Origin of the sequence: Alkalihalophilus marmarensis DSM 21297, assembly GCF_000474275.2 — a bacterium.
Taxonomy (GTDB): Bacteria; Bacillota; Bacilli; order Bacillales; family Bacillaceae_D; genus Alkalihalophilus; species Alkalihalophilus marmarensis.
Window position 1 is genome coordinate 1 of the sequence record NZ_ATAE01000024.1, and the last position, 12,735, is coordinate 12,735.

12 protein-coding genes are annotated in these 12,735 nt (G+C 39.3%); 3 read left to right on the plus strand and 9 right to left on the minus strand.

Annotated elements, in window-relative coordinates:
* Positions 1-535 precede the first annotated feature (535 nt).
* The 5 genes from A33I_RS08170 to A33I_RS08190 all read right to left on the minus strand — a co-directional run bounded on the left by A33I_RS08170 (position 536) and on the right by A33I_RS08190 (position 4,725).
* Positions 536-859 carry a toprim domain-containing protein gene (locus A33I_RS08170; protein WP_012959166.1) on the minus strand — a complete coding sequence of 108 codons (324 nt, stop codon included), beginning with the start codon at positions 857-859 and terminating at the stop codon, positions 536-538.
* Positions 860-1,058: 199 nt separating this feature from the next.
* Positions 1,059-1,760: a hypothetical protein gene (locus tag A33I_RS08175; RefSeq protein ID WP_022627985.1), complete on the minus strand. Its 702-nt coding sequence runs from the start codon at positions 1,758-1,760 to the stop codon at positions 1,059-1,061.
* A gap of 99 nt (positions 1,761-1,859) precedes the next feature.
* On the minus strand, positions 1,860-2,342 hold the full coding sequence (locus A33I_RS08180; RefSeq protein WP_022627986.1) for a divergent PAP2 family protein: 483 nt from the start codon (positions 2,340-2,342) through the stop codon (positions 1,860-1,862).
* A gap of 56 nt (positions 2,343-2,398) precedes the next feature.
* Positions 2,399-3,787, minus strand: coding sequence for a hypothetical protein (locus tag A33I_RS08185; RefSeq protein WP_022627987.1), 1,389 nt, complete (start codon positions 3,785-3,787; stop codon positions 2,399-2,401).
* Positions 3,788-3,795: 8 nt separating this feature from the next.
* On the minus strand, positions 3,796-4,725 hold the full coding sequence (locus tag A33I_RS08190; RefSeq protein ID WP_022627988.1) for a hypothetical protein: 930 nt from the start codon (positions 4,723-4,725) through the stop codon (positions 3,796-3,798).
* A 216-nt stretch (positions 4,726-4,941) separates the two neighbouring features.
* On the opposite strand from A33I_RS08190, the gene A33I_RS08195 reads away from it, so the two are divergent.
* Positions 4,942-6,480: a hypothetical protein gene (locus A33I_RS08195; RefSeq protein ID WP_022627989.1), complete on the plus strand. Its 1,539-nt coding sequence runs from the start codon at positions 4,942-4,944 to the stop codon at positions 6,478-6,480.
* Positions 6,481-6,527: 47 nt separating this feature from the next.
* Here A33I_RS08195 and A33I_RS08200 read toward each other — a convergent pair whose 3' ends face one another.
* From A33I_RS08200 to recQ, 4 genes are all read right to left on the minus strand, one after another.
* On the minus strand, positions 6,528-6,863 hold the full coding sequence (locus A33I_RS08200; protein WP_022627990.1) for an SCP2 sterol-binding domain-containing protein: 336 nt from the start codon (positions 6,861-6,863) through the stop codon (positions 6,528-6,530).
* A gap of 307 nt (positions 6,864-7,170) precedes the next feature.
* Entirely contained in the window at positions 7,171-7,500 is a 330-nt protein-coding gene (gene ytxJ / locus A33I_RS08205) for a bacillithiol system redox-active protein YtxJ (protein ID WP_022627991.1), read from the minus strand.
* 17 nt (positions 7,501-7,517) lie between these two features.
* Entirely contained in the window at positions 7,518-8,372 is an 855-nt protein-coding gene (locus A33I_RS08210; protein WP_022627992.1) for a DegV family protein, read from the minus strand.
* Positions 8,373-8,524: 152 nt separating this feature from the next.
* Entirely contained in the window at positions 8,525-10,651 is a 2,127-nt protein-coding gene (gene recQ, locus A33I_RS08215) for a DNA helicase RecQ (protein WP_022627993.1), read from the minus strand.
* A gap of 89 nt (positions 10,652-10,740) precedes the next feature.
* Here recQ and A33I_RS08220 point away from each other — a divergent pair, with 89 nt between their 5' ends.
* Complete coding sequence (locus tag A33I_RS08220) at positions 10,741-11,007, plus strand: hypothetical protein (RefSeq protein ID WP_012959177.1); 267 nt, start codon at positions 10,741-10,743, stop codon at positions 11,005-11,007.
* Positions 11,008-11,124: 117 nt separating this feature from the next.
* Positions 11,125-12,714 carry an ABC-F family ATP-binding cassette domain-containing protein gene (locus tag A33I_RS08225; RefSeq protein WP_012959178.1) on the plus strand — a complete coding sequence of 530 codons (1,590 nt, stop codon included), beginning with the start codon at positions 11,125-11,127 and terminating at the stop codon, positions 12,712-12,714.
* The last annotated feature ends 21 nt before the right edge of the window (positions 12,715-12,735 follow it).

Below are 12,735 nucleotides of genomic sequence, written 5' to 3' on the forward strand. Positions count from 1 at the left end.
CTGCCCTTTTTTTTATTTTTTTAATCATTTCCTCAGGCCACTAAAAAAACCATGGGTTTATCAGTGGCCTCCTCTAGGCCCCGCAGAAGTCTCGTATATTTCATCCGCTAGGTTTCTGGCTTTGTGTAATTATTAAGTAGAGCGATTTAGTTATGTTTCAGTTCAAATTATAAGTCCGAGCCATCGTTTGCTTAAATCACTGAACAGTTACTTATAATTGGAGCACTTTACAACGTCCCTCCTCCGTTGATTGGAGCGGAAGGTGCGAGACTCCAGCGGGATGTGCGTGGCCATGGAAGACCCCACAGGAGTGGAGCGACGAGGAGGCTTCCGGACCGCCCGCGGAAAGCGAGTCCCTGCAGCGGAAATCAACAACTATGGCAAGGGAGACTTTTTCCTTATATGTGTGGCTAGTAGGTATCCCAAAAGAGTAAAGCGAAGAGGAAGCTCTATAACCGCCGACAGAATGCGATTGCCTGTACCATTAAATTAATAATTATTAGAAGTGGGACGCTTTCCAATGGCCTTTACTTCTCTAATGCTTCACTTCAAAATATCCCCTGAGCACCTGGCTCAAATAATCGAGCGGAGTCGTTTCAACCTGTCCATATCCCCTTTGAGTATAAAGGTGAGTTGCATTCGGGAGCTCTCTTTTTAACTGTTTTCTTAATTTTTCGCCCGCCTCATCTGCATCAACTAAAATGTATACATCTTGGTCTTCAAAAGGCAGTATTAATTGTTCAAGCTTTTCATCGCTCAGGGTCCCATACGTACAAACGATATCAATGGATTCATTTAATACTTTCTTCACTCGTTTGCGGTCATTCGTCCCTTCAACGATCAAAATTTTCTCCTCCATGCTTCTCACACTCCTCAGGGCTTGTGTTATATCTTATTGATATGAGCGTATTATCTATATACTACTTATATTACCCTTCGCAACACGGAATTTATCTCATTTTACACTACCATAGTCTTCCTTCTACTGTCTTTATTCACCTCTATCTACCCTAAAAAAAGAACCATCCTGACTGAAATCAGAATGGAATGTCACTGACTTATGGATGTACTGTTTCAAGCATAGCCAGCATACTAGGAGCAACGCCTTCCTGTGCCTCTTTAGCCGGTAGAAAGACGGTCAATTGAAACAACTCCCCTTCTATCTCTTTCGCCAAATGATAGATCGTCGTTTGCTCTCCACTAATCTCAACTGATTCCTTTAAGGCATATTGCAGACCGCTCATTGGCAGGTCTTGAAGGTTTTCAATCTCTCCTTGGGCATGCTCTTCAATAGCACCCTTTAATTCCTCTGCAGAACCTTCATTTTTATGTGGGATAATACGTGTAAAAAAGTCTCCATCATTGTTGAAAACAAGGACATCTCTGCCTGGCTCTTCACTATGAAGCGTATACCCTTCTAGCACATAGATCCCATATTCAAGTTCGCTGCGGTTAAACTGAGCAACACGCGTTTCTGTCTGCCCTTCTATTTCAAACGTCAATTCTTTTTCGTCTGCTAATTCAATTTCCCCTTCTCCATTTTCCGCTTCCCCTGGCGATTCCACGTCGTTACCGTCTTCATGTTCCCCGTTTTCTCCCTGCTCACCGTCTGTTTCTTCCTCATCAATCACTTCCTCTTCCACTCCACCCTCTTCATTTTCCTCAACAGGCTGCTCTTCTTGTGGATCTTCTACCGTCTGATTACAAGCTGTGAGCATGACTAAAAAGGAGATAATTAATACCCCGAAAAACTTTTTCATTTTTGTGCACCCCTTATATTCTTTATCAATAAGACGCCTGTTAGTGAGTATACGTTTCATCTCAAAAAAAAGAATTGCCCACTTTCGGCAATTCCTCCATTAAAATATAAATGATTTCTTTTTTCTCCTGCCCGTCAATGCATAGCTAATTCCACCTGTAATCAGCCCTAAAAGAGCGCCTCCAACAACTTCTTCAGGTTGGTGACCTAAACGTTCTCTTAATTTCACTGAGCGTTTCTCACTTTGTTTCGCATGAGAGTCCCCAGCCATTCGTTCAAGGTCTGCATTCATTTCATTCACTTTAATCGTTAATTCACCTGTTTGGCGTCTAATTCCTTGTGCATCATACATCACAATTAAGCCAAATACAGTGGAAAGAGCAAAATCTACGGATGATACCCCGCGCTCTAGTGCTACATATGTGGCAAGGGCTGTGACTCCTGCAGAGTGAGAGCTTGGCATACCTCCCGTTTCAAACAAAGTATTCCACTCCCACTGGTCTGTTTGCATTTTTTTAATAGGAACTTTAAGGCTTTGCGCAAGCCCAATTGTTAACAGCGCAGTCAGCATTGGCCGATTCATCTTCTTCACCTCACGCTTAGCGTTTGATGAGTGAAGTGATTTTATTCTTATGCAAATTAATAATTAAAGATATCTTGAGGGATGGTGAATGAATCCTTCAGATCAACTTTGATACCGATATTTTCAAATGACAAGGTGATCTCATCTAGTTCTTCCACTTCTCTTTGATCAAGCAAAAGATCAAAAGAATGTTCCGATGAGCCGCTGCCCATATAAAGGTACTGAGGATCTAATTTTTCATTACCTGAGCTGAAGCTAAGGATATTAGCCCGTTCAAACTCCTCATTTTCTGACCATTGTGTATCTCCGTAATCAATTGATACATACGATAAATCATAATGGTAAGGGGCGCCTTCATTCGAAATAAAACGGAAATCAATGTTGTAATGCTGATCCTGATTAGAAGATACTTGCTTAATTAAAATGGTCCCATATTCCCCTCTGTAAATTTCCTTATCCTTGACACTTTCAAATAATTCTTTATTTGTTGGCAGTGTCACCTCTAAGCTCTCATTACTTATTAAACGGACCCAATCCAAGGTAAATGTAAGATCATTAACAGGTTCGCTATAAGTATCATAACTGATTAAATAAGTATAATCATCTTTCTTCATTCCTACTGAACTGTTTAAATCTCCAGCTCCTGTTAAGTAGCCCCAAAGTGAATCAAGCATTAAGTCTGAGTGCTCCATAAACTTAAACTGCACATCAAGTGATTCAGGATGAGCTCTGATGGAATCAACTTTAACAGATAGATCCCCTATATCCATTACTGCTGAATCATTGATTTCATTATATGGAATGTCATCATATTGATAATCCACATCCAACGTAATTGATTCGATTTGATAAATGTTTCCTCCCGAATGGACCGTGGTTGGCGTTAATTTGATCTCATCAAGCTCCACAATTTCGATATCCGGTGAAAAATACGGCAGGTAAAACATGGCCACACCATAATACCGTCCGTCTTTATAAACATGGTTGAATCCCGTAAACTCATTGTCTGAGTACACTTCATTATAATATTCAAAATCATAATCATCGAACTCAATCCGGCTTGTTAGTTTAGGGAAATCATGTATGCGTTCTGTGTCATCTGCTAAATCCACACTGTAAAAGAGGAATGAATGATGACTTTTACGAACCCACACCTCTTCTATGCGAAGCGTATCATTCGTATCACCTAACTCCCACTTTGTATCATAGGTCCTCGTTAACCCCAACTCTCTTGCCTTCGTAATACCAGGTGCAGCTTTCTCCATGGCCTCAACTAAACCTTCTTCATCCACTTCATTTAAATAAGAATAAATTTGGGCTCTGGCTTCTTCATTATTGTCTCTGTCCTCTGTACTAGCTGTTTCGTAACCAAGTGATTGGATATAAGCAAACAAGGTCAGTCCGGCTAATAGAACGAGGATAATGATCCATTTATGTTTATTCATATCTCTGTCTATGCCTCTTCTATCAAACGGATGCGCCGCTGTTTGATTTGCTCTTTTTTTGTTTGGATTTCTGTTTGAAACTCAATCAAGGAGCCTATTGCTTCATCTACCTTATATTTCATCTTTTCGGTTTGTTTGAGTGAATCATTGATTTTCCCATGGACCATCCAATCAACGATAAAGCCGTCAAAGAAGTAATCAGCGAACGTAAGTATGTCACCAATATGAATGGAATATGAGGCAAACTTTTGTACGTCTTTCATTTCTTCTTCAAAATGGCGAAGCTTTCGCTGAGCATGATGAATATCGCCTTTAGCATCATTGATCTTGCTATGCTTAATTGCGGTTGATACCATTCCGCCTCCAAACAAATCCCATGTTGACCAGCCCTTTGCACTGTTTAAAGCGGAGATTGCAATCGATAAGGCAGAACTGGCCTGATTACCTGCGCTGATTGCTTCTTTTAATTCGTTTAGAATCAACTTTTTGTTCGCTTCTTCTTCACTTAATTCATCAATTTTAACTGTTAAATTACTATTACTTGAGTGAAGCTGCTTTTCTTTCTCTTGCATGAGCTGCTCATATTTTTTAATAGGGTCGCCGAGATGGGTCAATTTTTGCTTGATCTCTTCTATTTCCCTCTCAAGGTCTGCTGCGGTCTCCTTAGCTTCTTCATACTTTAGCTGGGCAGCTGCCGCTTCTTGCTGCTCCTTTTCCATCTTTTCAAGCTTCTTACCGGTGATCGAATAAAATAGATTAGAAAACGATAATCCTTCTAATCGCTCAACATCTAGCTGTTCTTTCTTTAATTGATTTTTCAATTGTATGATTTTCGCTTGTTCTTCCCTCAAATACTCTTTTGCCCGCTTTAGATGATCCTCCCATTTTTCCTTTTGACGAATGTTTTCTTTACATGTCTCTAATACTTTCTGATTCATTTGAATATTCCCCCCTCATCCTCTCTACGATATCATATCAAAAAATGTTTCAATTTCCGTTTTTTTAAATAGATGTAAATATTTTTAGTGAGTAATTATTTTTTGAAAACACTTATTATTACAACTTTACTCTGTAGACGCTTTCACGTGTTGCAGTAAATGCTTTAATGAGATAGTATTTGATAGCACATTTGTATAATAGTTAGGAGTATGTCAATGGAAATCGTTCATCAGCTTTCACAGGTACAAGTTTTAAACCAGTTTTGGTTATTATTGTTTTTTATCGTTCCGATGGTGATTATCTCAAGGATGGTTGTTGCAGGATCTAGGTTTTCACCGATTTTAATTATCGTTATTTTCGGTTTGCTTTTAGGATTCTTGTTAGTTGAGGTCAATATTGCAACACCTGGTCTTCCAGAACTCCCGCTTGTTGATTTTATGGCGCGTACGACGATTATCGCTTTGATCGTTTCCTTCTTTGTAGGTGGTCAAGAATTACGTAAGATTCTTGGAAACAAAGAGATGGAAGTCAAGGATATTGTCGTCCCTATGAATGAAGAAGTGGTACTAGGTACAGGCCGTACTCATTTCATTTTCATCCTTCGTTCGTTCTTCTTATTAATTGGGATTGAAGGATTCATGAGAATGTTCTTGCAGCCAGGGTCGCTTGATACAGTAGCTGGCTTTTACCCGCTTATTGCGTTTATCGGTTTGATTGCCTCTGTTATTTTAGTCGATAACAAAGCACAAGTTGGCAATAAACATGTCTACATTCGTAAAGGGCTTCTTGAGACCGCTCTTATTATCATCGTTTTATTTATTTCATATGCGATTGCCCAAGAAGTACAGCCGATCATTGCCCTGCCGCAAATTTTCTTTGCTATGATGATTTCAGCAGCGATCGGAGCTATTTTCTACAACTGGACATTTGGTCCGACCGTTCGTGCTTTACTGTTTGCTGGTATTCCTGTTGTCCTTGCAGCGAACTTCATGGTCGGAGGTTCAAGAATCGGGGATGCATTTGCCATTGAAGGTATGAATGCCGTTCTATTCTATGGCTTCTTTGGTCAATTGTTCTGGATGTTTGGCGGTATTGCCCTTGTGATGTTTATTGCTAAAACAGCTCATACACGTAACCTAGCACCAGGAATGGCAGGTTCATTGTCCCACTCAGGTCTGACAGGCGCTTGTACAGCAGGAGACTTTGGTAAGGTGGCGGCTCAACGTGCACCAATTATGATTAATATTCCGTTTTTCGGACATATTTTCGTATTCTCTGTTCTTGCGATTAGTGCAGAACAAGGCTCACTATGGTTCATTCCAACAGCCATTATCGTAACAATTGGTGTTGTTTTAACAGCGATGGCACTCAATAATTTACGCAATGCAAATGGTGAGGATCGTAAAGAAGTAAAAGCGTTAATGCAATTCTCATTTGGATGGCAGATCTGTGCAGTATTCGGTGGTCTTGCTCTTCTAAGTATGAGTTCAATGTCATTTGAATACGGAGCAATGGCGCAAACTTCAGCTATTTCTCACTTTGGTTTATTTGCAGCGATTCAAGGTGAAATGTTTGGGGTTGAATCTTCACTCCTTATTCCATTCATCTTCTCTATGCCGTTTCTCGTTCACCCTGTCGTGTTCTTTATGTTCGGTAAAGCAATGGAAAATAACGGAGAGATGCCTAAACTGCCGGTTTATATCATGGCAATCATCGGTTTGATCGGTATCAGTTTCGCTATTTTTGCTCTATAAATAAAATTAAAAACAGGTCGTCCATTAGTGGATGACCTGTTTTTTTATTAGGATACTTCTTTATATTCTTTTACTAGTTGCTGCAGTTTCATCGCTAGCCCCATACTGCCGTCTACTTTTAATTTACCGCTCATAAAGGCCATCGTCGTATTTAAATCATCATTCAACATCTTTATGAATGACTCATCATTCATTTTAAGGGTGACATTAGGCTCTTCTGTGGCCTCTTCTATCATATATGCTTTTCCATCTTTAAATTGCACTTGAATGCTTCCTGACTCCTTTAAATCAAATTGAAATACGCGGTCTTTCTCTTCAGCAATATGTGCTGGTTCACGGTTCATTTTTTCTACTAATGCTCTTAGCTGCTCTTTAGCGTTCATTTTGAGTTCCCCCTTTTATTTGTTACTCAGACAAAGATTCGACAATGATTGCCGAACTCCTCCCTCAAATAAAAAAAGTTATAAATTCCTCTGCAATATTTTACACATTTTTGCATAATTCGCCTCTTGCTCGTGCATTCTATAAGTAGGAGGCGGTTTTAATGGAGTTCATGAGGATTTTACAATACATCTGTTCATTTGGCGGGGCAAGTTGTTTAATATTCACTTACATTCAAATGGCTCGAAAGAAAGTAAAGAAGCCGCTTCAAAAATGAAGCGGCTTTTAGATTGTTGAGAAACTCTTTATTTAAGCAAGTGCTTTTTCAATTTTCTTTTTTGTAATCGAGAAATGTGAATCAACCCATTTAACTTGTTTCTTGTCTAAAATAAATAGTTGTGGAGATTCATGCTTCACACCTAGTTCTTCTGAAATCAGATTAGATACAGGTCGTGACTCGATGACTTTAACCATCGCATACGTGTGAGCATTCTCGTTCGAATTTATAAATGATTGAAATTCATCATATGCCTCTGCACTAATCGGACAAGTTGTACTATGTTTCAATAATAGAACAGGTCCTTTATCTGATTGCTCAAATAAGTCATGCCATTCTTGATCTGTTGTTATTTCTTTCATGCTCATCACTCCTCTTTTTAGTTTGATTCAGAATAATACATTAACGCAATCGCACCAGGGCCGGTGTGAGTGCTGATAATCGGTGAAGTTGGGTAAATGGTGACATCCACTGACTCATTAACTGATTCAACAGATTGCTTTAATTTTGCAGCAAGTGCTTCTGCATCTGCATGAGCAATACCCACTTTTTTTACGACTCTTCCTTTTGTTTCATCAGCAAATGTCTTCGTTAGTGTCTGAATCATCTGCATATGTGTACGTACTTTTGTAACAGGGGTATACACTCCGTCAGCTAAAGAAGCAATCGGTTTAATTTTAAGTAATGAGCCGAGTAATGCCTTCCCACGTCCAATTCTTCCGCCTTTTTTTAAGTACTCTAATGTATCAACCATTATAAATAATGATGTACCCTTACGTACCTTATCAATTGCTTTAATAATCTCCTCTACAGACTTTCCTTCCTTTGCAAGTTCAGCCGCTTTAACTACTTGAAAGGCTAAAGCCTGAGAAATAAATCGTGAATTAACAACGGTTACATCAGCATTACTCATGTCTGCTGCAGTTTGTGCTGCATTCATCGTTCCACTCATACCTTCTGTTATATGAATCGAGATGATCTTCACATCATCACCACTTGCTGCTAAACGGTTATAGGTTTCTTCAAATACCCCAACTGCCGGCTGTGAACTTTTTGGTAATTCCTCACTCGCTCTCAGTTTATCCATAAATTCAGAAGCTGTTATATCTACCCCGTCTAAAAACGTCTCTTCTCCAAATGTTATCGATAAGGGAACAACCTCTATTCCATGCTTTGCAGCTAGCTCTGCAGGTAAATCACAAGTTGAATCCGTAACAATTTTAATCGTCGTCATATTCACATTCTCCTTTATCTTCCCGTTCGCTTGTCCCATTCCCGAAATGGGCAAAAATCTTCTCTCTAGTCCCTATCATACCACATTTCTGACACCTTATCGGCTCTTAACCATGAATTATCTATGATCAATTAAGTGAATCCTTTATTAAATCACTTCTCTATTGTAAAGCGGATCTCTTGATACGTTATATGATCTCCAAGTGCTTCTTTTAACGGGCGAAGCCTATCTGTTCCAATTTGATCAGCAGCCTTTTCAATTTCCTTTCGAACCTCTTCTTCCACATAAGTGGGCAGCTTTAGCTCGATGCCCTCATCTTTTGATTTAAGAATGTGGTTTAATACCGTTTGTTCGCTCAGACCTCGCTCTTTTGCAATATCCTCTACCTTCTGCCCATCTTGAAACATTTTTATTGTGATAAGGTGGCTTCCCTTTGTTGCTTTCGTGCCTTTAGAACTTGAGCTTGATCTAGTTACTGTTTCATTAATCATTGTTGTTTTTTGATCCTTAAACGAACTGAGTACATCCAAGAAAGTCTCACCATACCGCTCAAGTTTTTGTTCACCCACTCCCTGTATCATGGATAATTCCTCTTTAGTTAATGGAATATATTGACTCATCTGTTTGAGCGTTTTATCAGAGAACACCATATAAGGAGGGATATTTTCTTTTGCTGCAAGATTTTTTCTGCAATCCCGTAAGGCTTCAAATACTTCATCATTTTCTTCTGCCTCTTCTTTTTGTAAAGCAACAAATTGGTGAACTTGCTTTTCCCCTTTTAGAACAGGCAGAGCTAAATCAGTCAGCTGAAGTGTTGGATACTGTGAACCAGTCGGTTTAATATAGTTCTCAGCTGTTAAATAGTCGATAAACTCTGCCACATACTTTGCCGTAGACCCGCTCATAATGCCATAGGTCGGAAGAGTATGAAGCTGCAGCTGTTTTATTTTTTGATTTTCAGAGCCAGCTAATACTTGAGCCACCATCATTTTTCCGAAGCGTTCCCTCATTCGTTTTATACAAGAGAAAACCATTTGTGCCTCTTTCGTTCGGTCCACTTTTTCTCCTTCACGGACACATGATGAGCACCTGCCGCAATCCGCTTTAGACTCATCTCCAAAATAACTTAAGATGTACGTCATTAAGCAGCCTTCCGTATGAATATAAGACGTCATTTGTTGGAGCTTCTCATACTCTTGAGCTTTACGCTCTTCTGTCAGCTCAGATTGTTCAATTAAAAAGGATTGAACACGAATATCTTGAGGGCTGAACAAGAGTACACATTCACTATCTTCTCCGTCACGTCCGGCACGTCCGGCCTCCTGGTAATACGATTCAATTGTACGCGGCATATTGTAGTGGACAACGTACCTGACATTACTTTTATCAATCCCCATCCCAAACGCATTGGTCGCTACCATCACACTTACTTGATCATGCAAAAAAGCTTCTTGATGTCGTGCTCTTTCATGTTCATTCAGTCCACCGTGATACATTGCTGCCTGAATATCGTCCTCTTGTAACTTATGATACAGCTGTTCCACTTCTTTACGTGTATTTGCATAAATAATCCCGGCTTCGCTTTTATGGGTATGTACATACTGTTTCACATAACGCCATTTATCTATTCCCTTTAATACCTTTAACGTTAAATTCTCACGATTAAAACCGGTGACAACCGTATTCTCGTTTTGGATGTCTAGATGATTTTGGATGTCTTTTTGTACTGCCTTAGTGGCTGTAGCAGTTAAAGCTAAGACTGGCGGCCTTTGATTTAAGTTGTTGAGCCACGCTGAAATCCCTAAATAGCTCGGTCTAAAATCATGCCCCCATTGAGACAAACAATGGGCTTCATCAATAGCTACTAATGAAAGCGGAATTGAAGCTAGCAGTTGTTGGAAGTGTGGCTGCACTAATCGTTCGGGCGCAACATACACCAGTTTATACTCACCTGTCTGAATAAGGCTGATCCGTTCTTCTTCCTCTTCTCTTGTTAATGTACTATTTAAATACGTAGCTGCTATATCAAGCTGATGAAGGGCATCTACTTGATCTTTCATTAATGATATTAATGGTGAGATCACCAATGTTACTCCTTCAAGAGTGAGGGCTGGAATTTGATAACAAAGCGATTTGCCCCCGCCTGTAGGCATAATCCCAAGCGTATCTTTTTGGGCTAATACCTGTTCAATGATTTTTTGTTGACCGTACCTAAAGGAATCATAGCCATAATACGTTTTTAGAATCTGTTCTGCCTCATGCATTTTTTCTATACTCAACAGCCTCTCCCCTTTTCAAATGGATGATAAAAATGAATATTATGGGCACATTATACGTAATAACCATACGTTAGAAAGGTGTGTTCCTGATGAACTTTACGTTAAAACAAAAGAATACCATCGGATTGATTATTGTTGCCTTGATTTATTTAGCTCCTGTCTTGATTATGATTGCAACAAGAGATACATTTCTTCATTCAGTCGAACGTTTCCCGCTTGACTTCTCATTATACTTTGCTGTTTTACTTGGGGCAATCATTGTAAATTACTCTTTAAAATCAATGAAATTTCTTGCTGTGGTGATGCTCGCAGCTGGTGCAGGCCTTGCTGTATATGCTTTTTATTACTTATTGTAATCACTTTTCGAATCGCATTTTATGATGTTTTTTTGAGAAAACAGCTCTTTGGCTATCCTCTTGTTGTTAGGAATGGTATAATTCATACGATTACAGACATTGGAGGCATATAGCTACATGATTACAGTAACAAATGTTGGTCTACAATATGGGGACCGTAAACTATTTGAAGAAGTTAATATTAAATTTACACCTGGTAACTGTTACGGCTTAATTGGTGCGAACGGCGCAGGAAAATCAACGTTCTTGAAAATTTTATCTGGTGAGATTGAACCACAACAAGGCGACGTGCATATGAAACCTGGTCAGCGTCTCGCTGTGTTAAAGCAGAACCACTTCGAATACGAAGAGTATGAAGTGCTTCAAACAGTTATTATGGGACATGCACGCCTTTACCAAGTGATGCAGGAGAAAGATGCTATTTACATGAAGGAAGATTTTTCTGATGAAGATGGCATCAAAGCAGCTGAGCTTGAAGGTGAATTTGCAGAGTTAAATGGTTGGGAAGCAGAGTCTGAAGCTGCGATCCTTTTAAAAGGATTAGGAATTCAAGAAGATCTTCACTCAAAGAAAATGGCTGATTTAACAGGTAGTGAGAAAGTAAAAGTGTTACTTGCTCAAACTCTATTTGGTGAGCCTGATGTCCTTTTACTAGATGAGCCTACTAACCATCTTGACTTGCAAGCGATTCAGTGGCTAGAAGAGTTCTTAATTAACTTTGAGAATACTGTCATTGTTGTTTCGCATGACCGTCACTTCTTAAACAAAGTGTGTACACACATCGCAGACCTTGATTTTGGCAAGATTCAAATTTATGTTGGTAACTACGATTTCTGGTATGAGTCCAGTCAGTTAGCTCTTAAAATGGCTCAAGACCAAAATAAGAAAAAAGAAGAAAAGATTAAAGAGCTTCAAAACTTCGTAGCTAGATTCAGCGCGAATGCTTCTAAATCGAAACAAGCAACGTCTCGTAAAAAGCTGCTTGATAAGATCTCTTTAGATGATATTAAACCTTCTTCCCGTAAATATCCATATGTACACTTCCAACCGGAACGTGAAATCGGGAATGATTTGCTTCGTGTTGAAGGATTAACAAAAACAATTGATGGCGAAAAAGTTCTAAACAACGTCAGCTTTTCAATGAATAAAGACGATAAGATCGCTTTAGTTGGTACAAATGAAATTGCGAAAACCGTTTTATTCAAAATTTTAGCTGGTGAAATGGAGCCTGACAGCGGTTCGTATAAATGGGGAGTAACCACGTCTCAAGCTTACTTCCCTAAAGACAACTCCGAATACTTCGAAGGCTGTGACTTAAACCTTGTCAACTGGCTGCGCCAATACTCTCCGGAAGACGATAGTGAAACATTCTTACGCGGGTTCCTTGGTAGAATGTTGTTCTCTGGTGAGGAAGTATTGAAAAAAGCAAGCGTGCTTTCAGGGGGAGAAAAAGTTCGTTGTATGCTGTCTAAAATGATGTTAAGCGGTGCAAATGTACTGCTGTTAGATGAGCCTACAAACCACTTAGATCTTGAATCAATTACAGCTGTAAATAATGGCTTAATTGCCTTCAAAGGCTCCATGATCTTCTCGAGTCATGACCATCAATTTAATGAATCCATTGCTAACCGTATTATTGAACTTACGGAAGATGGTTTAATTGATAAGCAAATGACGTACAATGAATTCCTTGAATACAAAAAGTAATAAGTTAAGCCGCTAGTTATT

What these genes read in the sequence shown, in the direction of transcription:
- A33I_RS08170 (WP_012959166.1), bottom strand. Translation starts at nt 859, where the DNA reads ATGGAGGAGAAAATTTTGATCGTTGAAGGGACGAATGACCGCAAACGA.
- A33I_RS08175 (WP_022627985.1), bottom strand. Translation starts at nt 1,760, where the DNA reads ATGAAAAAGTTTTTCGGGGTATTAATTATCTCCTTTTTAGTCATGCTC.
- A33I_RS08180 (WP_022627986.1), bottom strand. Translation starts at nt 2,342, where the DNA reads ATGAATCGGCCAATGCTGACTGCGCTGTTAACAATTGGGCTTGCGCAA.
- A33I_RS08185 (WP_022627987.1), bottom strand. Translation starts at nt 3,787, where the DNA reads ATGAATAAACATAAATGGATCATTATCCTCGTTCTATTAGCCGGACTG.
- A33I_RS08190 (WP_022627988.1), bottom strand. Translation starts at nt 4,725, where the DNA reads ATGAATCAGAAAGTATTAGAGACATGTAAAGAAAACATTCGTCAAAAG.
- A33I_RS08195 (WP_022627989.1), top strand. Translation starts at nt 4,942, where the DNA reads ATGGAAATCGTTCATCAGCTTTCACAGGTACAAGTTTTAAACCAGTTT.
- A33I_RS08200 (WP_022627990.1), bottom strand. Translation starts at nt 6,863, where the DNA reads ATGAACGCTAAAGAGCAGCTAAGAGCATTAGTAGAAAAAATGAACCGT.
- ytxJ (WP_022627991.1), bottom strand. Translation starts at nt 7,500, where the DNA reads ATGAAAGAAATAACAACAGATCAAGAATGGCATGACTTATTTGAGCAA.
- A33I_RS08210 (WP_022627992.1), bottom strand. Translation starts at nt 8,372, where the DNA reads ATGACGACGATTAAAATTGTTACGGATTCAACTTGTGATTTACCTGCA.
- A33I_RS08220 (WP_012959177.1), top strand. Translation starts at nt 10,741, where the DNA reads ATGAACTTTACGTTAAAACAAAAGAATACCATCGGATTGATTATTGTT.
- A33I_RS08225 (WP_012959178.1), top strand. Translation starts at nt 11,125, where the DNA reads ATGATTACAGTAACAAATGTTGGTCTACAATATGGGGACCGTAAACTA.